Genomic DNA, 17,807 nt, shown 5'->3' on the forward strand with positions numbered 1-17,807 from the left:
GATGTCCAAAGCCTCGCACGCAAATCCGGCGCTTCTCGATATCTCCGAGGTCTCCAAAGCCTTTGGATCGGTCGAGGTCCTGCGCTCTGTAAGCCTCAAGGTGACACGCGGCGAGGTGGTGACAGTCATCGGGCCATCCGGCAGCGGCAAGACCACGCTGCTGCGCTGCGTCAACTTCCTGGAGAGCTATGATAACGGCTCGATCCGTATCGACGGTAAAGAGGTCGGCTACCGCGAGGCGGGAACACGCCAGCGACGCAGCGAGCGCGACCTGGCGGCGATGCGCGCCGAGACCGGAATGGTGTTCCAGAGCTTCAATCTGTTTCCGCATTTGACTGCGGCCGGCAACATCATGCTCGGCCTGCGCAAGGTGCGCGGCAAGAGCAATGCCGAGGCCCGCACCATTGCCGAGCACTGGCTCGGCCGGGTCGGGCTCGCCCACAAGGCCGACAGTCTGCCGGCCGAGCTTTCCGGCGGCCAGCAGCAGCGCGTCGGCATCGCCCGCGCTGTGGCGATGGAGCCGAAGATCCTGCTCCTCGACGAAATAACCTCGGCGCTCGACCCCGAACTGGTTGGCGAGGTGCTCGAGGTCGTACGCAGCCTCGCCGAAGACGGCATGACGATGCTGATGGTCACGCACGAGATGGCTTTTGCACGCGATGCATCGAGCCGCATCGTTTTCATGGCGGATGGCGGCGTCAGTGCCGTCGGACCTCCCGCCGAGATTCTGGCTGCGGACTTCGACAATGAACGCCTTCGCAGCTTCCTGGCGCGGTTTCGCGCCTCGCATTTTTGACACCGGACGGCGAAAGCTGTCGCAAGGAGCTTTTATGACGCCTTACATCCGGCTCGCGGAATTGGGCCTGACGCTGCCCGAGCCGCCGAAGCCCATCGCCAACTTCGTCACCTATGCCGAGAGCGGACGGCTGATCTTCCTCTCCGGCCAGGGGCCGTTGCGCGCTGATGGCGCGCTCTGCACCGGCAAGGTTGGCGAGGATGTCTCCGTGGAGGAGGCCTATGGGCATGCCCGTCTCACCGGCCTGAACCTGCTCGCCGTCATGCATGCCGCGGCCGGCGACCTCGGCCGCATCGTGCGCGTCGTCAAGCTGCTTGGCTTTGTCAATGCAACGCCGACATTCAGCGAGCACCCCAAGGTGGTGAATGGCTGTTCCGATCTTTTCGCGGCCGTCTTTGATACGCTTGGCGGACACGCCCGTTCCGCGATCGGTGTCGGCTCGCTGCCGGGCAACATCACAGTTGAAATCGAGGCGGTCGTCGAGATCGCCGCCTGAAAACAGGATCTACAGAGATGACGACCTATTCCGCTGACCGTTCCAATACGACAATCCGCGAACGGCTCGGCCTTCGCCCGATCATTAATGTTTCCGGAACGATGACGGCGCTCGGCGCTTCGATCATCGTGCCGGAAGCGATTGCCGCAATGTCGGAAATCGCCTCGCAATGGGTCGAGATGGACGATCTGCAGCGCGCCGCAAGCACGGTGATTGCACGCCTCACCGGCGGCGAGGCCGGCTTTATCACCGCATGCTGCGCCAGCGGCATAACCATGGCGATTGCCGGCGCGATGACCGGAACCAGCCTTCTTGCGATCGAGCGGCTGCCGGACGACACCGTGGGCCTCAAATCGGAGGTCATCGTCCAGCTTGGCCACATCGTCAATTATGGCGCGCCGATCGACCAGTCGATCCGGCTTGCCGGAGCCAAGGCAGTGCCCGCCGGCACGGTCAGCGTTACGCAGGACTATCATGTAGGCGAGGCGATCCAGGACCGGACGGCGGCAGCCCTCTACGTCGTCGCGCACCACACCGTGCAATACGGCATGCTCTCGCTCGAAGAGTTCTGCGAGATCTGCCACGCCAAGGGCGTGCCGGTGATCGTCGACGCCGCCTCGGAATACGATTTGCGCGGCTTTCTGGCGCGCGGCGCCGACATTGTCGTCTATAGCGGGCACAAATTTCTCTCAGGGCCGACAAGCGGCGTCGTTGCCGGCCGCAAGGATCTGGTGCGGGCCGCCTATCTCCAGAACCGCGGCGTTGCGCGGGCCATGAAGGTCGGCAAGGAGAGCATTGCCGGCACCATGGCGGCCCTGGAAGCCTGGGAACGGCGCGACCATGCCGGCATCCGCCAGCGGGAAGAAGCCGCACTGCATCTGTGGCAAACCGCATTGCAGGGCCTGCCCGGCATCGCAGCAAACATCATTCCCGATCCGACCGGAAATCCTCTCGAGCGCCTGCAGGTGTTTGTTGCGCCCGAAAGCCGGTTCACCGCCGCCGGGCTGGCCTCGGCACTGGCGGCGGGTTCGCCCCCCATTATCGTTCGCAACCACGAGGTCGAGCGCGGCCACTTCTTCCTTGATCCGTGCAATCTGCACCCCGGCGAGGCGGAGATCGTCGCCGAGCGCCTGCGGGCGGTGTTGAGCGCTGCTGAGCGGCCCGCGGATGCGATGAAGTCCGCTCGCAAGCAGTCTGCCGGGGCTTTGCGCTGGCCGGATTAGGTAGCGATGGCGCCATTCGCCCGAGTGCGGGAAGCTCCTATCCTTGCGGCTCCCCTCGATTTCCGCTAATGCGCGCGTTTGCCGCCGGGGAGCAGAAGCTTGGACAATCACCGCGCCGACGTCGCCATCATCATGGGCAGCCAGTCCGACTGGGCGACGATGCGCCACGCCGCCGAAACGCTTGAAGCGCTTGGCATCCCGCACAAGCGGCTGATCGTCTCGGCCCACCGTACTCCCGACCGGCTCTATGACTTCGCCAAGGGCGCCAAGGCCGCCGGCTACAAGGTGATCATCGCCGGTGCCGGCGGTGCGGCGCATCTGCCCGGCATGACGGCGGCGATGACGCCACTGCCGGTGTTCGGCGTGCCGGTGGAATCGAAGACGCTGTCCGGCCAGGATTCGCTGCTATCCATCGTGCAGATGCCGGCCGGCATTCCGGTCGGCACTTTGGCCATCGGCAAGGCCGGCGCTGCCAACGCTGCCCTTCTGGCTGCCGCGGTGCTGGCACTGAGCGACGAAAAGCTTGCCGCCCGGCTGGATAGTTGGCGCGCCGCACAGACCGCCAAGGTGGCCGCCGAGCCCGTGGACACGCCGTGAGCCTGCCCGCCGGATCGACCATCGGCATCATTGGCGGCGGCCAGCTCGGCCGCATGCTGGCGATGGCCGCGGCCCGCCTCGGCTACCGCATCGTCGTGCTGGAGCCGCAGCCAGACTGCCCGGCGGCACAGGTCGCCAACCGGCAGATCGTCGCCGCCTACGACGACGCGGCCGCGCTCGGCGAGCTGGCTGCGGCCAGTGCCGTCGTTACTTACGAATTCGAGAACGTTCCGGTTGCGGCCGCCGCGGCACTTGCCACCACGGTCCCGGTCTATCCGCCGGCACGCGCACTGGAAGTGGCTCAGGACCGGCTGGCGGAAAAGAAATTCCTCAACGGCATCGGCATACCGACCGCGGATTTCAGCCCCGTCGACAATGACGAGGAACTGACGGCCGCGCTGAAAAAGTTCAACGGCAGCGGCATATTGAAGACGCGCCGGATGGGCTATGACGGCAAGGGCCAGCGTGTCTTCCGCAACATGGAAACAGGCGGCTTTGCCGGCACTTGCGAGGCGATGGGCAACGTGCCGTTGATCCTGGAATCATTCGTCGCCTTCGAGCGCGAGATTTCGGTGATCGCCGCGCGCGGCATCGACGGTTCGCTCGCCGCCTACGATCCGGCCTGGAATGTCCATCGCAACGGTATTCTTCACAGTTCGACGCTGCCGGCCGGGGTGAAGTCCGACACGGCGGCTGCGGCTCAAACGGCGGCGGCCGAGATACTTGCAGCGCTCGACTATGTCGGCGTCATCGGCGTCGAATTCTTTGTCCTGGCCGACGGTTCGCTGCTGGCCAACGAGATTGCGCCGCGCGTCCACAATTCCGGCCACTGGACGGAGGCCGCCTGCACCATCTCGCAATTCGAGCAGCACATCCGCGCCGTCGCCGGCCTGCCGCTGGGAAATCCCGCACGGCAGTTCGACTGCGTCATGGAAAACCTGATCGGCGACGACATCCGGCGCGTTCCTGAACTTCTCGCCGAGCCCGATCTGATGCTGCACCTCTATGGCAAGGCCGAGGCGCGGCCCGGCCGCAAGATGGGCCATTTCACGCGCGTGAGCCGCCGCAGCTAGAGCATGATCCCGAAAAGTGGAATCCGGTTTTCGGGAACGATCATGCTCAAACAAAAGTTAGAACCTACGCTTACTGGATGTCGCCGCTCTCGTCCTCGTCGGGGCTGGCGCAGCTCACATCGCCTTCCGCGCAGGTCGAATCGGCGGTGAGCTGTTTGGTGCGGTCGTCGGTCAGCCGCGTCAGGCATTCCGATATCAGCATCGGATAGATCGAGCCGCCTTCGCTGTCCGCGGCGGAATAGCTGCATTCCGCGTCGCGAAAGGCGATCCACGCGCGCTGCGCCGTCTGCAACAGCTTCCTGGCTTTTGCATCGCTTGCGCTGATGAGCTCTTGGTAGGCCTTGTTGAGTTTGGCGTCGGCGGATTTGTAGTCCGCGTCGGCGCAGATGTTCATCATCTGCTGGCTGTCGTCGTTGCGGTCGCATTCCTGCGCATGGGCAACAGAACCTGCCGCAAGGACGGCAAGACAGGCGGACACAAGAATTCGGCGCATGATGATCTCCAATTCGCAACCGCATCATTCCAGCCGTCTCAAGCCCGCGCAATGCCGCAAGGCGCCGTTGGCGGGTATTTCGATGATACGAAACGGTCCGTATCGTTTAGGCAACGCGCTTGCGGTTGACACGGGCAAGGCTCCTCGTCTATGAGCCACGCACAGTTCAAAGGCGCGTCTGTGGGCGCGCCTTAATAGTTCGGCCCGGGACCGGGCCCAGACCGACGGGCAAGACCATGAAGATCAAGAATTCGCTCAAGGCGTTGAAGGCGCGTCACCGCGACAACCAGCTGGTTCGTCGCAAGGGCCGCGTCTACATCATCAACAAGACCGCTCCGCGCTACAAGGCGCGCCAGGGTTGAGTTTTTGACCGGAGGCTGCGCGCCTCCGTGCGCATGATACGCCTCTCACGCTAAATTCAGTTTGACGATCCGGCGTCGGGGGCTAGATTCCCGCGATGCGGATTCTTTTTGCATTTTTCACGGCTTTCTTCGTTTCCAGCGCTGTCTCGCTGCCGGCGTGGGCTGAAGATCCGACAGCAAATCGGCCGACAGCACCTCCGGTTGTGATGACGAAACAGGCGCGGCTCGATCAGCTGTTTGCCGATCTCAAGCGCGAACGCAACGAAAAGGCGGCCGAGCGCATCGCCGGGCGCATCGGCAGCGAGTGGTCCCAGTCGGGCAGTGCCTCGATCGACCTGATGATGCAATGGTCGCAAAAGGCGACTGAAAACCAGAAATTCGATGTTGCGCTCGATTTCCTCGATCAGGTGGTAACCCTGCAGCCGACCTATGCGGAAGGCTGGAACCGGCGCGCCACGGTTCATTTCATGATGAAGAACTACGGGAAGTCGATGTCGGACATCGACCGTACCCTGCAGCTCGAACCACGCCATTTCGGCGCGCTTTCCGGCCTGGCCCAGATCATGGCCGAAACCGGCCACAAGCAGTCGGCGCTCGAGGCCTGGCAGCGCGTTCTCGGCATCTATCCGATGATGCGCAGCGCCCAGGACCAGGTCGCCGCACTTTCCGAAGAGCTTGCCGGCGAAGGCATTTGAGACCAGTAAGGGAATAGGGGAGTAAGGCAGTATGTGAGTGGTGTAGATGCACTCCGGAACACATCCCCTACTCCCCTACTCCCCTACTCCCCTACTCCCCTACTCCCCTATCGGCCCGATCTATGCCGCTTGCTTCCGTGACGAGTTTCTCCACAAGGGCGGCGGCCGGCATCTCCCGCAGCTTCGCAACGCCCTGCCCGGCCCAAATAGGCAAGAAGTCAGCCCGCTTGCTTTCATCCTTTGCCATTGAAAGCGGCATGACCAGACTCGCCTGTAGCGGAAACGCCAGCGCAGCATCTTCCTCACCAGCCATTTCCATCACAAACCGGTTGCGCACCACGCGCGCTGGGCGGCCAGTGAAGCAGCGAGTCACCGACGTGCTCTCGTCGTTGGCCGAGCGCAATGCTACGCGATAGACTGGCTGCACATTGGCTTCAGGACAGGCCAGGAAAGCCGTGCCGATCTGCACACCAGATGCACCAAGTGCAAAGCTGGCAGCAATGCCGCGACCGTCGAAGATACCGCCGGCAGCAATTACAGGCACCCGCACGGCATCAACAATCTGTGGTACGAGGGCCATAGTGCCGGCTGTGCCGATAGCAGGGTCGCCAGTGAATGTGCCGCGATGCCCACCCGCCTCGTATCCCTGCGCGATAATGGCGTCCACCCCTCCTGCCTCAAGCTGGCGCGCTTCCGAGACGGTGGTAGCCGAACACAAGACAGTACAGCCGGCCGCTTTCAACTGCTGCACAATTGCGGTGTCGGGTAGGCCGAAGTGGAAGCTGACCACCTTCGGGCGCAGCTCGAGCACAATTTCGAGACGCTCACGATCGAAGGTGGGGAAGGGCTCGCCCGGCTCGGGTACCGGTCCGAGGCCGACCTCCTCATAGCGGCCGCGAAGGCGGTCGCGCATACTTTGGGCTGCCGCATCATCGCGTGCCGGCGGCGGGTGCGCAAAGAAGTTGACGTTGATCGGACGATTGGTGGCGTGCTGCGTCGCCGTGAGCTGCTCGCGGATAGCCTCCGCAGGCAGAATACCGCATCCGAGCGAGCCTAGTGCCCCGGCATTGCTGACTGCCGCCGCGAGTTCCGGTGTGGTGATGCCGCTCATCGGCGCCTGGATTATCGGGTGTTCAATGCCGAGGAGTTCCAGAAGATCAGTGCGCATCCACATTGGATCACCCTCCTCTTTCTCCCAGGAGAGATTACCTTAACTGACTTCCAGCTCAAGTCGGATAGGGCCTTCGAACCGCTTCACGGCCGGCCACAGGCTGATGCAAGCTGGCGGAGTTCGGCGTCGATCCTAACCCGACTGCGGTCGACGCGCCGGGCTGGCGCCGCGTTTACGACGCGCCATGCAGCCGGCCCATCCGGCAGCCGCAGCCGACATTAGCGGCCGACTTCCGATCCGACATAGGCGATGCGCAGCATATTGGTCGAGCCCGGCGTCCTCAGCGGCACGCCGGCCGTGATGATGACGCGGTCGCCGGGCTTGCCGAAGCCTTCGTCCAAAGCGATGCGGCAGGCGCGATCGACCATGTCGTCGAGGTCGATGGCATCGGGAGAAACGACGCAATGCGTGCCCCACAGCAGCGACAGCCGCCGCGCCGTGTTGAGGATCGGCGACAGCGCCACGATCGGCACTTGCGGCCGCTCGCGCGCGGCGCGCAAGCCGGTTGTGCCGGACGCGGTATAGGTGATGATCGCCGACAGCTTAAGCGTCTCGGCTATTTCGCGGGCGGCGAGCGAGATGGCGTCGGCTCCCGTCGCTTCCGGTTCCGAGCGCTGCGCGTTGATGATGCCGGCATAGGTCGGGTCGGTTTCGACCTTGGTGGCGATCCGGTTCATCATCGCCACCGCCTCGACCGGATAGGCGCCGGCGGCGGACTCCGCCGAAAGCATTATCGCGTCGGCGCCTTCAAACACGGCGATCGAAACGTCCGACACCTCGGCGCGTGTCGGCACCGGCGCGGTGATCATCGATTCCAGCATCTGCGTGGCGACCACCACCGGCTTGCCGGCACGGCGCGCGGCGCGAGTGATCTGCTTCTGGATGCCAGGCACGGCTTCGAGCGGCATCTCGACGCCGAGATCGCCGCGGGCAACCATCAGCGCATCCGAAAGTTCAATGATCTCGGCCAGCCGGGCGACGGCCTGCGGCTTTTCGATCTTGGCCATGATCAGCGCCCGGCCGCGTGCGATCTTGCGTGCTTCGGCCAGGTCCTCGGGCCGCTGCACGAAGGACAGTGCCACCCAGTCGACGCCGGTCGCCAGAACCGCGTCGAGATCCCGGCGGTCCTTTTCCGTCAGCGCTCCGACCGGCAGGTCGGTGTCGGGCAGGCTGACGCCCTTCTTGTCGGAAATGATCGTGCCGGCGACGACGGTGCAGACGATCGCCTTGCCGTTGCTGCTGACCGCCTTGAGCTCGAGCTTGCCGTCGTCGATCAGCAGGCGATGACCAGCCTCGACCGAACGCAGGATTTCGGGATGCGGCAGGTAGACCCTCGTCGAATTGCCGGGTTCGGGATTGTCGTCGAGCGTGAAGGTCTGACCGACGGTCAGCACCTCTTTGCCGTTGGCGAACTTGCCGACGCGCAGCTTTGGCCCTTGCAGGTCTGCGAGAACGCCGATCGGCCGGCCGACCGCCTCCTCGACGGCACGAATACGGCCGACGAGCGTACGCATCAATTCATGGTCGGTGTGGCTCATATTGATGCGGAACACGTCGGCGCCGGCTTCGAACAGCTTCTTCAGCATCTCCTCGGACGAGGAGGCCGGACCGATGGTGGCGAGGATCTTGACCTTGCGGCTGCGTCTCATTGACTGTTTGTTCCCGGGGCGGCTGGAGCGCCATCCGTTGCGGGCTCGTCAGTCAGCTGGACCATCCAGCTTGCCTGCTCGCCCGTGTCATATTCCTGGAATCCGGCGCGCTGAAAGCCCCGGGCGACGCAATCGGTAACGCCGGCGATCTTGAACTCTTTTTCGGCCACGCACATGTTGATCGGGCCATCCCAGCGTCCGCCGCGCTCGGCGTCTTCTGCATAAAGATAGTAAAACCTTGATGACAACGGTCCCTCGATCAGCGTCTTGCAGCTCGACCCTTCGATGTGCCACCAGCCTTCGGTGATCCAGCCAGCTTTGGCGCGATAGCCGATGCCGACACCGACCAGGTTCTGCGTGGCGTTGCAGACCCGGAAATCGGCCCGTGCCGGCGAGGCCGAAATCACCGCAAAAAGGCCCATGGCCGGTATCAGGAGCGGCATGGCCAAGGCATGGCGCACACGCAGCCTGCCGGCGAAACCCATCCTGAAACCCCTCAAGAACCACATTTGCATCTCTCAACGCCCCTTTTCGGAAAAGTCCGTACGCATGTCAACGCGCCGATCTATCCAATTCCAATCGATTTAGAAGGCTCTGGCGCGCTTACGGTCGCCCCTGCTCAGTTTTTTGGCAGAAACCGTGGCCAAACAACGGCATTGCGCGAGCGTTCTCTTCGTGGAATGACGGTACCACCCTCCCCGGAAGCCAGCGAACAGACCTTTCCCGCCAATGACCCGATCCACAGTTTTCGCGCCTTTCGACATCGTCGAAGGCGATCGCAAGCGCGGCATGGTGCTTTTGGCCGATCACGCCCGCCGCGACCTGCCGGAGGAGTATGGCAGCCTCGGCCTGCCCGCGGCGGAGTTCGACCGCCACATCGCCTACGACATCGGCGTCGAGACTGTAACCCGCGAACTCGCAAGTCTGCTCGGCGTTCTGGCGGTGCTTGCCAATTTTTCGCGACTGCTGATCGACCCCAATCGCGGCGAGGACGATCCAACGCTGATTCGCCAGCTCTATGACGGCACCGTCATCCCGGGAAATTATCCCATGGCGCCGGAGGAACGCGAAAGACGGCTGGATCGCTTTTACCGCCCCTATCATGACGCCGTCGGCGCCATGATCGCCTCGGTGGCGCAAGCGTCAGCGCAGGCGCCCTTCATTTTTTCGGTGCATTCCTTCACACCGACCATGCAGGGCTTCGTGCGGCCGTGGCATGTCGGCATATTATGGGATCTCGACGATCGCGTTGCGCGGCCGCTGATCGACATGCTCGCCGAGGACAAGAGCCTCGTCGTCGGCGACAACGAACCCTATGACGGCGCACTGCGCGGCGATACCATGTTCAGGCACGCTATCGTCAACGGCTTTGCCCATGCGCTTATCGAGATCCGCCAGGACCTGATCGCCGACCGGAAGGGTGCGCTCGCCTGGGCCGAACGGCTGGCGCCGATCGTTGACGCGATAGATCGACGTGCCGATATACATGCAGTGAAAATATTCGGCTCGCGCACCGGGCCGGCATGATGGAGGCCAAGGAGGCCAACAAGCCATGACCGAACTCAGCGACGTACAAAAGCGCGATTTCGAAGCCGCTGCCTTCCGCCGGCTGGTCGCGCATCTGCGCGAGCGTTCCGACGTGCAGAACATCGACCTGATGAACCTCGCCGGCTTCTGCCGCAACTGCCTGTCCAACTGGTACCGCGATGCGGCGCAAGCCGAGGGTGTCGAACTCAGCAAGGACCAGTCGCGCGAGATCATCTACGGCATGGCCTATGCCGAGTGGCAGGCACTGAACCAGATCGAGGCCTCCGATGCCAAGAAGGCCGAGTTCGAGGCAAGACGCCCCAGGGACCACTAGAGCAATTCCAGGAAAAGTGTGAACGGTTTTCCGTCCGGAATTGCGTCAAGACAAAAGGATGGAACGGTTCGGCGTTTCCGTGAAACGATGAACCGTTCCAGGGTCACAATCCATCGCACTGAACGACCTTCACGAATGGTTTTTGCCCCAAATGGGAGGACTGCCGTGCCTAAGATCGACGTCGCCGACGTACCCGGACGCAAGGGCTCATCCTATCCACCTCCGTTCGATGCACCCTGTGCCGAACGCGTGCGGCAGCGGCTGGGCAACGCCGGCGGGCTCACCGACTTCGGCATCAATCTCATGCGCCTGCCGCCGGGCAACTGGTCGAGCCAGCGCCACTGGCATTCGCACGAAGACGAGTTCGTCTACGTGCTCGAAGGCGAGCTGACGCTCGTCGAAGATGCCGGCGAGACGGTGCTGCGCGCGGGTGATTGCGCGGCCTTTCCGAAAGGCTCCGGCAACGGCCATCACATGATCAACAAATCGGGCGCAGTTGCGATCTATCTCGAAGTTGGTTCGCGTTGGCCCGCCGACGTAACCACCTGCTCCGACATCGACATGATGAGCACCAACGCCGACGGCCGGTTTGTGCACAAGGATGGCGCGCCTTATCCCGAGCCGTAGAGATTTTGGAGTGGACCACCGAGGTGGTTGGCCGACACGAGAGGACGTAGCGTCCACCGGCGCCTTGTGGCGCCGTCTGGTCCAAGCACTTTCGGCGAAGAGCGCTTGACTGTGAATTGAATCGATCTAATTTGCCGCGCAAAGCCATTTCCGGACCGGATTCTACCCGATGGACGCGCAGAAAATCACGCAAATCGCGATTCGTGGGCGCTGGGCCGTGGCCGGCATCTTCCTCGCCAACGGCTTCCTGACCGGCAGCTGGGCGCCGCAGATCCCGGTGTTCCTGACCCGGCTGGACATCAGCAAATTCACGCTCGGCCTGCTGATCCTGTTGTTCGGCGCCGGCGCCGTCACCGCCATGACCTGGTGCGGCCATCTGATCTCGAAGCATGGCTCGCGCACCGTGCTGCGCTGGTTCGGACTTGCCGGCAGCTTCGGTCTTTTGATGGTGGCTCTGGCCCCCAATGTGCCCCTGGCGGCCATCGCCATGTTCATCTTCGGCGGTTCGATCGGCGGCATGGACGTCGCCATGAATGCCAATGCGGTGGCGGTGGAACGGCGGCTGTCCCGCGCCATCATGTCGTCCTCGCACGGTTTCTGGAGCCTTGGCGGTTTCGCAGGCGGCGCTTTGGGCGGTTTCGCCATCCAGAACTATGGTCATCTCGCGCATGCGACGATGGTGACGGCGCTTGCCTTTGCTGTCATCGCGGTAGCGATCCGCTACCTGATCGCCGAGGACAAGCATCCGGTCGCCGAGCATCACAAATTCGCCCTGCCGGCAAACCCGCTTGTCTATCTGGTCGGGCTGATGGCGCTGCTGACGATGATCTCCGAAGGCGCGGTGCTCGACTGGGCAGCGCTGTATCTCAGGCAGGAGCTCGGCGCCGATCTTGCTATCGCAGGCCTGGCCTATGCCGCCTTTTCCGGCGTCATGGCCGTCATGCGCTTTCTCGGCGATGGCGTCCGCAACCGTTTCGGTGCCGTTACGACGCTGCGCGCGTCGGCGCTTGCCGCTGCAGCCGGCATGCTGGTGGCCGGGCTGGCTCCCTCGCCGTGGCTGGCCATTGCCGCCTTTGCCTTTTGCGGCCTGGGTATTGCCAATATGGTGCCGATCATCTTTTCGGCCGGCGGCAACCAGGAGCGCATGGCGCCCGGCACCGGCATGAGCGTCGTCACCACAATGGGTTACTCAGGCATCCTGGTGGCGCCTTCGGCGATCGGCTTCATCGCCGAACACTCGAGCTTCGGCCCGATCTTCGTCGCTCTGTCCGGGTTGCTGATAGTCGTGCTGTTGATGGCCGGGCTCGCTCACCGCGCCGAATTTGCTGCCGAGCCTGCACCGGCTGAATAGCGCTTGAACTGTTCGTAGAGGAAATCCGCGACGCGGCGGATGCGGACGCTGGTACGCACGTCGCGGTGCATGGCCAGCCACACCGGCAGCGTCGGCAGCGGGAGGTCCGGCAGCACGATTTCCACCAGTGCATCGCGCTCGGCCAGCGGCTGCTGGCCAAAGCCGATGCCGTTTCCCGCCCGCAGTGCCTCCCACAAAACTATGTGGTTGTCGGTCCTGAAGCGAAAGGCATTGCGGTTGAGCGGAACCCCGAATTGAGCGAAGCCGCGAATGATTTCATCGCTGCGATCGAAGCCGACCAGATCGTGCTCGGCAAGATCGCGGGCCTCGCGCGGACGGCCACGCCGGTCGAGATAGGATTTTGCCGCGCAGGCGCGGAGCGGAATGTCGGTCACCTTGCGCGCGACCAGTTCATTCTGCGCCGGCTTGACCATGCGGATGGCAATGTCGGCGTCGCGACGCAGCAGATTCTCGGCCTGGTTCGAAGCGACGATCTCAACCTCGATGCCGGGTTCCTCGACGGCAAGCCGCGCCGTCATCTCGGGTAGCACATAGGCCGCCACCACCTCGCTGGCGGCAATGCGCACCGTGCCCTCGATCGCTTCGACCGATCCCAGGGCCAGCAGCGAAAATGCGCTCGCCTGCTCGCTCACCGCGCGGCCCCGTTCAAAAAGCGTGCTGCCCGCTTCCGTGAGCGCATAGCCGCGCCGCCCGCGCCGGAACAAGGTGACGCCGAGCGCCTGCTCCAGCTCGGCGATGTGGCGGCCGAGTGTCGGCTGGCTTGCGGCAAGCTTTCGCGCGGCGGCCGACAGGCTCCCGGTCTCCGCCACCGTGACGAAACTCTTGATCAGGTTCCAGTCTATATCCATTCAAAATTGAATATCAGACCACCAGCTTTCGTCAATTTCCATTCGTTTGCGAGGAGATCATATTGGGTCATACGCAAACATGGAGACAAACAATGACCAAGATGGCAATTCTCGGCGCCAATGGCCGGCTCGGCCGCACGGTGGCCAAGGCCTTCATTAATGCCGGCTACGATGTCCGTGCCGTCACCCGCAGCGGCAAGGTGCCGGCGGAACTCAAAGGCGCCACGGCGATCGCCGGCGACGCGCTCGACCGTGCTGCGCTGATCCGCGCGACCGAAGGCGTCGATATCATTTTCAACGGCCTCAACCCGCTCTACACCGACTGGAGCAAATGCCTGCCGATGGCCGAGAATGTGATGGCTGCCTGCCGGGCGAATGGCGCACTGCATCTCTTCCCGGGCACCGTCTACAATTACGGCTCGCCGATGCCGGCGGTGATCGCCGAGGACACGCCGTTTCGTCCGACGACGGAAAAGGGCCGCATCCGCGTTGCCATGGAAGACCTGTTTCGCCGCGAGGCCGACGCGGGTCGGGTGCGCACCATCCTGCTGCGCGCCGGTGACTTCTTCGGCGGCACCGGCAGCGGATCGTGGTTCGATCTGGTCGTTGCCGCCAAGATGACCAAGGGCGTCTATACCGCCCCAGGGCCGGTCGATCTCGTGCATGAATGGGCCTATCTGCCCGACCTGGCCAAGGCTTTCGTCGGACTGGCCGACAAGCTCGACAAGCTCGGCTCCTACGAGGCGCTGAACTTTCCCGGCCATGCGGTGACCGATCTCGAGATCAAGGCGGCCGCTGAGAAGGCGCTCGGGCGCACGTTGAAACTGACGTCGATGCCGTGGTGGGTGCTGCGTGCCGGCAGCCCGTTTGTGGCGATGTGGCGCGAGATCGTTTCGATGTCCTATCTCCGCTTCGAGCCGCACCGGCTGGTTTCAGGCGGGCTTGAAGGCATTATCGGTGCGATCCCCCACACGCCGCTGGAAAATGCAGTGTCGGAAGCGCTTGAAGACATCGGTATCGCCACGGTGAAGGCAGCGCAGAAGCAATCTGAAAAAAGGCGGATGGCCTGACGGTCATCCGCCGCTTGTCGGGGACCAATGATTGCGGTCAGATCCGGCCCATCAACAGCAGCACCAGGACAACGATCAGGATGACGCCGACGATGCCGGATGGTCCGTAACCCCAGGACCGCGAATGCGGCCACGCCGGAACCGCGCCAATCAGGATAAGAATAAGGATAATGATGAGAATGGTGCTTATCGTCATCAGAAAATCCTCGCTTTGAGGTTGCAATGACGGAACAATGCAGAAGGCCGCCCATGGTTCCCGGGCGGCCTTTGCTTGATCAGGACGGCGATTCAGCCTCTATTCGGCGGCCTTCGGGAAGGCGATCGCCGGTTCGGCGCCCAGATCGGCCTCCAGGCCTTCCGAGGAGATCTCGGCCTTGCCGCGCCCGAACAGGCGACTGAACCAGCCCCGACGCGCACTGGGTTTTACTTTGGCGCGGGTGAACACCATCAGCATTGACGGCGTCACCACCAGCGTCAGCACGGTGGCGAAGGACAGGCCGAAGACGATCGCCGACGACAGCGAAATCCACCATTGCGTCGACGGCGCGTTGATCGTCGTCTCGTGATGGAAGATTTCGAGGCCGAGGCCGAAAGCGATCGGCAGCACGCCGAGGATCGCCGACACCGCCGTCAGCACCACCGGGCGGGCACGTTCGCGGCAGGTCTGCAGAACGGCTTCGTATTTGTCCCAGCCCTCTTCGCGCAACCGGTCATAGGTGTCGATCAGCACGATGTTGTTGTTCACCACCACGCCGGCCAGCGCGATGACACCGATGCCCGACATGACGATGCCGAATGCCTCTCCCGTCAGCAGCAGCCCTAGGAACACGCCGATCGTCGCCATGACCACGCAGGACAGCACCAGCCAGACGCTGGTGAACTTGTTGAACTGCGCCAGAAGCACAATGAAGATCAGGAAGATCGCGGCACCGAAGGCTTTGCTGAGGAAGGCCCCGGCCTCCGCGCTGTCCTCATTGGAACCGGCAAGCTTCCAGCGAATGCCGCTGCCGAGGTTCATGTCGGCGACAGCTTTGGTGACCTCCTGCTGGACGGCAGCCACCTGGGCGCCGGCAGCGACGTTGGCCTGGACGACCACCGTTCGCGCGCCGTCGATGCGATTGAGGATACCGACCGTCGGCTCCGGCTTGCGTACGACGAAGTTCGAGATCGGCACCGAGCCTTGCGCGGTCTGAACCCTGAGTTCGTCGAGCGTCGACAGCGTGCGCCGATCCTCGGGCAGGCGCAGTCTGATGTCGACGGCATCGTCGGCGCCGGCGGGGCGGTACTCGCTGAGCTTCAGCCCGTTGGTCACCAGTTGGACCACCGTTCCGACCGCGGTCGGGCTGATGCCGTACTGCGCCGCCTTGGCGCGATCGACCTCGAGCGCCCAATCGACGCCGGGCGGCGCCAGGCCATCGGAAATATCGATGACGCCGGGCACCTTGGCAATGCGCGCGGCGACGGCGCGGGCCTTGTCGTCAAGACCCTTCGGATCGACGGCCGAAAGCCTGATCTGGATCGGCTTGCCGGTAGGCGGGCCGGCTTCCGGCACGCGAACCTCGACGTCGACACCGGGAATGCCGGCCATCACGCCGCGCAGTTCGTCGAGGATTGAGTTCGCCGATTTGCGCTCGCGCCAGTCGACGAATTCGTACTGGATCACGCCGACCACGTCTTCCGGAACGTCCTGGCCGCCGCCCTGCGTCTTGCCGACACGGGTATAGACAGACTTCACGCCCGGCCAGCCGAGCAGCCGATTTTCCGCCGTCTTGGTGGCCGCGTCCATTTCGGCAAGCGAAAGATTGCCGCGGGCGTGGACATAGAGCAGGCCGTAGTCAGGCTCGACATTCGGGAAGAATTCGACGCCGGCGCCGAATTTCGAATAGGCGTAGCCCACGCCAAACAACAGCGCGACGGTAAGGACAAGCACGGTGATGGGATAATGCACCGCCTGCTTGACCACGGCCATGTACCAGCCGTCGCGATTGTCGTCGGGGTGATGAGCCGGCGCCTTGGCAAATATGGCGCCCAGCGTCGGCGCGAAGACCAGCGCATAGAGCATCGAGGCCGAGAGTGTCACGATCAACGTGATCGGCATGTATTTCATGAAATCGCCGATGATGCCCGGCCAGAACAACAGCGGCGAGAAGGCGGCAATGCGCGTCATCGTCGCGGCGATGACCGGGCCGGCCATGCGCTTGGCCGCAAGCGCGAACGCCTGTTCCTTCGGCATGCCCTCGCTCATGCGTCGCTCGGCGAATTCGGTGACGATGATAGCGTCGTCGACCAGCATGCCGACCGCCAGGATGAGGCTGAACAGCACGATCATGTTGATCGTGTAGCCCATCATCGCCAGCAACAGGATGCCGATCAGGAAGGATGAGGGGATGGCCAATCCGATCAGTAGCGAGGCACGGCCAGACAGCGCGTAGAGAATGACGATGAACACCAGGATGACGGCGATCATCACGTGGTTCTGAAGGTCGCCGAGTAACTGGTTCACGAAGACGGACTTGTCTTGCGTGTAGGTGACGTGCATGCCCTCCGGCATCGTCTCGATGAAGGCGTCGGACACCTCCCTGACCTTGCCAATCGTATCGATCAGGTTGGAGCCGATGCGCTTCTTCACCTCGATGGCAATCGCCGGCTTGCCGTCCAGGCGGGTAACCGTCTCGGCGTCCTTGAAGGTCGAGCGGATGGTGGCGATATCCTTGGCCTGCACCACCGCGTTGGGGCCGGCGACGACCGGAAGCGCCGCCACATCTTCTGGTGTCTCGATAAGCGAGGGCACCTTGACTGCGTATTTGCCCTCGGATCCTTCGATGTTGCCGGCGGCGACAAGACTGTTGGAAGCGCCGACCGCACCGATCAACTGGTCGAGCTGCAGCCCGTAGGACGAAAGTTTCATCGGATCGATGACCACTTCGACGAGGTCGTCGCGCGCACCCTGCAATGAGCCCTCGAGCACGCCAGGCACTTCCTCGATGCGGTCGCGCAGCTCGCGCGCCGCCGCCGTCAGCACGCGCTCGGGCACCTCGCCCGACAGCGTCACGACCAGGACGGGGAACTCGGAGATGTTGACCTCGGAGACCACGGGCTCCTCAGCCGCTTGCGGCAGGTCGGCCTTGCCGTCCTGCACCTTGCTGCGCGTGTCCTGCAGCGCAGTGGCGAGATCCGTCTGTGGCTGGAATTCGACCAGCACATAACCGCCGCCCTGGAAGGCGGCCGAGCGCATCTCCTTGAGGCCCTTCAGGCTCTTCAGCTTGGCTTCCATCGGCCGCAGCAGGAGGCGTTCGGAGTCTTCCGGCGAGATGCCCTGATAGATCAGGCTGACATACATCATCGGAATCGGAACGTCGGGTTCCGCTTCCTTCGGCGTCGACTGGTAGGCGACCGCACCGGCAAGGATGAGAAAGACCAGGACCGCAATGGTCAGCCGGGCATTGCTGATTGCAAGTTTGACGATGTCCATGA

Annotated in this window: 19 protein-coding genes; 12 read left to right on the forward strand and 7 right to left on the reverse strand. The window is 63.4% G+C overall.

Going from position 1 to position 17,807, the window contains the following annotated elements; all coding sequences use genetic code 11:
• Nucleotide 1 precedes the first annotated feature (1 nt).
• The 5 genes from NKH71_RS07120 to NKH71_RS07140 all read left to right on the forward strand — a co-directional run bounded on the left by NKH71_RS07120 (nt 2) and on the right by NKH71_RS07140 (nt 4,185).
• Nucleotides 2–796, forward strand: a complete 795-nt coding sequence (locus NKH71_RS07120) for an amino acid ABC transporter ATP-binding protein (RefSeq protein ID WP_023720990.1) — start codon at nt 2–4, stop codon at nt 794–796.
• 34 nt (nt 797–830) lie between these two features.
• Nucleotides 831–1,292: a RidA family protein gene (locus NKH71_RS07125; protein ID WP_023678474.1), complete on the forward strand. Its 462-nt coding sequence runs from the start codon at nt 831–833 to the stop codon at nt 1,290–1,292.
• Between the two features lie 17 nt (nt 1,293–1,309).
• On the forward strand, nt 1,310–2,515 hold the full coding sequence (locus tag NKH71_RS07130) for an aminotransferase class V-fold PLP-dependent enzyme (protein ID WP_352788783.1): 1,206 nt from the start codon (nt 1,310–1,312) through the stop codon (nt 2,513–2,515).
• Between the two features lie 99 nt (nt 2,516–2,614).
• The gene (purE, locus tag NKH71_RS07135) at nt 2,615–3,112 is read left to right on the forward strand and encodes a 5-(carboxyamino)imidazole ribonucleotide mutase (protein WP_352788780.1); all 498 of its coding nucleotides are present in this window, start codon (nt 2,615–2,617) and stop codon (nt 3,110–3,112) included.
• Complete coding sequence (locus NKH71_RS07140) at nt 3,109–4,185, forward strand: 5-(carboxyamino)imidazole ribonucleotide synthase (protein ID WP_352640164.1); 1,077 nt, start codon at nt 3,109–3,111, stop codon at nt 4,183–4,185. Before purE ends, NKH71_RS07140 begins: the two co-directional genes overlap by 4 nt.
• Nucleotides 4,186–4,255: 70 nt before the next feature.
• On the opposite strand, the gene NKH71_RS07145 is transcribed toward NKH71_RS07140, so the two are convergent.
• Nucleotides 4,256–4,678 (reverse strand): lysozyme inhibitor LprI family protein, encoded by a 423-nt coding sequence (locus tag NKH71_RS07145; RefSeq protein WP_023720994.1) that lies wholly within the window; start codon nt 4,676–4,678, stop codon nt 4,256–4,258.
• 236 nt (nt 4,679–4,914) lie between these two features.
• Here NKH71_RS07145 and ykgO point away from each other — a divergent pair, with 236 nt between their 5' ends.
• Together ykgO and NKH71_RS07155 are read left to right on the forward strand one after the other, a co-directional pair.
• Nucleotides 4,915–5,040, forward strand: a complete 126-nt coding sequence (gene ykgO, locus NKH71_RS07150) for a type B 50S ribosomal protein L36 (protein ID WP_006327841.1) — start codon at nt 4,915–4,917, stop codon at nt 5,038–5,040.
• 95 nt (nt 5,041–5,135) lie between these two features.
• Entirely contained in the window at nt 5,136–5,735 is a 600-nt protein-coding gene (locus tag NKH71_RS07155) for a tetratricopeptide repeat protein (RefSeq protein ID WP_023720995.1), read from the forward strand.
• A 91-nt stretch (nt 5,736–5,826) separates the two neighbouring features.
• Here NKH71_RS07155 and NKH71_RS07160 read toward each other — a convergent pair whose 3' ends face one another.
• From NKH71_RS07160 to NKH71_RS07170, 3 genes are all read right to left on the reverse strand, one after another.
• Nucleotides 5,827–6,909 carry an NAD(P)H-dependent flavin oxidoreductase gene (locus NKH71_RS07160; protein ID WP_352788774.1) on the reverse strand — a complete coding sequence of 361 codons (1,083 nt, stop codon included), beginning with the start codon at nt 6,907–6,909 and terminating at the stop codon, nt 5,827–5,829.
• 215 nt (nt 6,910–7,124) lie between these two features.
• Nucleotides 7,125–8,555, reverse strand: coding sequence for a pyruvate kinase (pyk, locus tag NKH71_RS07165; protein ID WP_352494178.1), 1,431 nt, complete (start codon nt 8,553–8,555; stop codon nt 7,125–7,127).
• Entirely contained in the window at nt 8,552–8,998 is a 447-nt protein-coding gene (locus NKH71_RS07170; protein ID WP_473505739.1) for a DUF1036 domain-containing protein, read from the reverse strand. The genes pyk and NKH71_RS07170 overlap by 4 nt, the downstream gene beginning before the upstream one ends.
• 286 nt (nt 8,999–9,284) lie before the next feature.
• On the opposite strand from NKH71_RS07170, the gene NKH71_RS07175 reads away from it, so the two are divergent.
• From NKH71_RS07175 to NKH71_RS07190, 4 genes are all read left to right on the forward strand, one after another.
• A complete protein-coding gene (locus NKH71_RS07175) occupies nt 9,285–10,082 on the forward strand; it encodes an N-formylglutamate amidohydrolase (RefSeq protein WP_352894699.1) in 798 nt (265 codons plus the stop codon).
• Nucleotides 10,083–10,107: 25 nt separating this feature from the next.
• Nucleotides 10,108–10,416 carry a DUF1244 domain-containing protein gene (locus NKH71_RS07180; protein WP_023721000.1) on the forward strand — a complete coding sequence of 103 codons (309 nt, stop codon included), beginning with the start codon at nt 10,108–10,110 and terminating at the stop codon, nt 10,414–10,416.
• Between the two features lie 165 nt (nt 10,417–10,581).
• On the forward strand, nt 10,582–11,043 hold the full coding sequence (locus tag NKH71_RS07185) for a cupin domain-containing protein (RefSeq protein WP_352480892.1): 462 nt from the start codon (nt 10,582–10,584) through the stop codon (nt 11,041–11,043).
• Between the two features lie 169 nt (nt 11,044–11,212).
• Entirely contained in the window at nt 11,213–12,394 is a 1,182-nt protein-coding gene (locus tag NKH71_RS07190; protein WP_352640162.1) for an MFS transporter, read from the forward strand.
• Here the strand turns inward: NKH71_RS07190 and NKH71_RS07195 are convergent.
• Entirely contained in the window at nt 12,352–13,263 is a 912-nt protein-coding gene (locus NKH71_RS07195; RefSeq protein ID WP_352640161.1) for a LysR family transcriptional regulator, read from the reverse strand. The two genes, NKH71_RS07190 and NKH71_RS07195, sit on opposite strands and share 43 nt — an antisense overlap.
• Nucleotides 13,264–13,355: 92 nt before the next feature.
• Between NKH71_RS07195 and NKH71_RS07200 the strand changes: the two genes are divergently transcribed.
• Entirely contained in the window at nt 13,356–14,333 is a 978-nt protein-coding gene (locus tag NKH71_RS07200) for an SDR family oxidoreductase (RefSeq protein ID WP_352894700.1), read from the forward strand.
• 37 nt (nt 14,334–14,370) lie between these two features.
• On the opposite strand, the gene NKH71_RS07205 is transcribed toward NKH71_RS07200, so the two are convergent.
• Together NKH71_RS07205 and NKH71_RS07210 are read right to left on the reverse strand one after the other, a co-directional pair.
• The gene (locus NKH71_RS07205) at nt 14,371–14,529 is read right to left on the reverse strand and encodes a DUF3309 family protein (protein WP_023678456.1); all 159 of its coding nucleotides are present in this window, start codon (nt 14,527–14,529) and stop codon (nt 14,371–14,373) included.
• A 99-nt stretch (nt 14,530–14,628) separates the two neighbouring features.
• Entirely contained in the window at nt 14,629–17,805 is a 3,177-nt protein-coding gene (locus tag NKH71_RS07210; RefSeq protein WP_352855436.1) for an efflux RND transporter permease subunit, read from the reverse strand.
• Between the last annotated feature and the right edge of the window lie 2 nt (nt 17,806–17,807).

Source organism: Mesorhizobium sp. M0983 (assembly GCF_040318975.1).
Taxonomy (GTDB): Bacteria; Pseudomonadota; Alphaproteobacteria; order Rhizobiales; family Rhizobiaceae; genus Mesorhizobium.

Coding starts and splice junctions, on each gene's coding strand:
- pyk (WP_352494178.1), bottom strand. CDS start 8,555: ATGAGACGCAGCCGCAAGGTCAAGATCCTCGCCACCATCGGTCCGGCC.
- NKH71_RS07205 (WP_023678456.1), bottom strand. CDS start 14,529: ATGACGATAAGCACCATTCTCATCATTATCCTTATTCTTATCCTGATT.
- ykgO (WP_006327841.1), top strand. CDS start 4,915: ATGAAGATCAAGAATTCGCTCAAGGCGTTGAAGGCGCGTCACCGCGAC.
- NKH71_RS07160 (WP_352788774.1), bottom strand. CDS start 6,909: ATGTGGATGCGCACTGATCTTCTGGAACTCCTCGGCATTGAACACCCG.
- NKH71_RS07120 (WP_023720990.1), top strand. CDS start 2: ATGTCCAAAGCCTCGCACGCAAATCCGGCGCTTCTCGATATCTCCGAG.
- NKH71_RS07145 (WP_023720994.1), bottom strand. CDS start 4,678: ATGCGCCGAATTCTTGTGTCCGCCTGTCTTGCCGTCCTTGCGGCAGGT.
- NKH71_RS07210 (WP_352855436.1), bottom strand. CDS start 17,805: ATGGACATCGTCAAACTTGCAATCAGCAATGCCCGGCTGACCATTGCG.
- NKH71_RS07170 (WP_473505739.1), bottom strand. CDS start 8,998: ATGCCGCTCCTGATACCGGCCATGGGCCTTTTTGCGGTGATTTCGGCC.
- NKH71_RS07125 (WP_023678474.1), top strand. CDS start 831: ATGACGCCTTACATCCGGCTCGCGGAATTGGGCCTGACGCTGCCCGAG.
- NKH71_RS07195 (WP_352640161.1), bottom strand. CDS start 13,263: ATGGATATAGACTGGAACCTGATCAAGAGTTTCGTCACGGTGGCGGAG.
- NKH71_RS07130 (WP_352788783.1), top strand. CDS start 1,310: ATGACGACCTATTCCGCTGACCGTTCCAATACGACAATCCGCGAACGG.
- NKH71_RS07190 (WP_352640162.1), top strand. CDS start 11,213: ATGGACGCGCAGAAAATCACGCAAATCGCGATTCGTGGGCGCTGGGCC.
- NKH71_RS07200 (WP_352894700.1), top strand. CDS start 13,356: ATGACCAAGATGGCAATTCTCGGCGCCAATGGCCGGCTCGGCCGCACG.
- NKH71_RS07180 (WP_023721000.1), top strand. CDS start 10,108: ATGACCGAACTCAGCGACGTACAAAAGCGCGATTTCGAAGCCGCTGCC.
- NKH71_RS07175 (WP_352894699.1), top strand. CDS start 9,285: ATGACCCGATCCACAGTTTTCGCGCCTTTCGACATCGTCGAAGGCGAT.
- NKH71_RS07155 (WP_023720995.1), top strand. CDS start 5,136: ATGCGGATTCTTTTTGCATTTTTCACGGCTTTCTTCGTTTCCAGCGCT.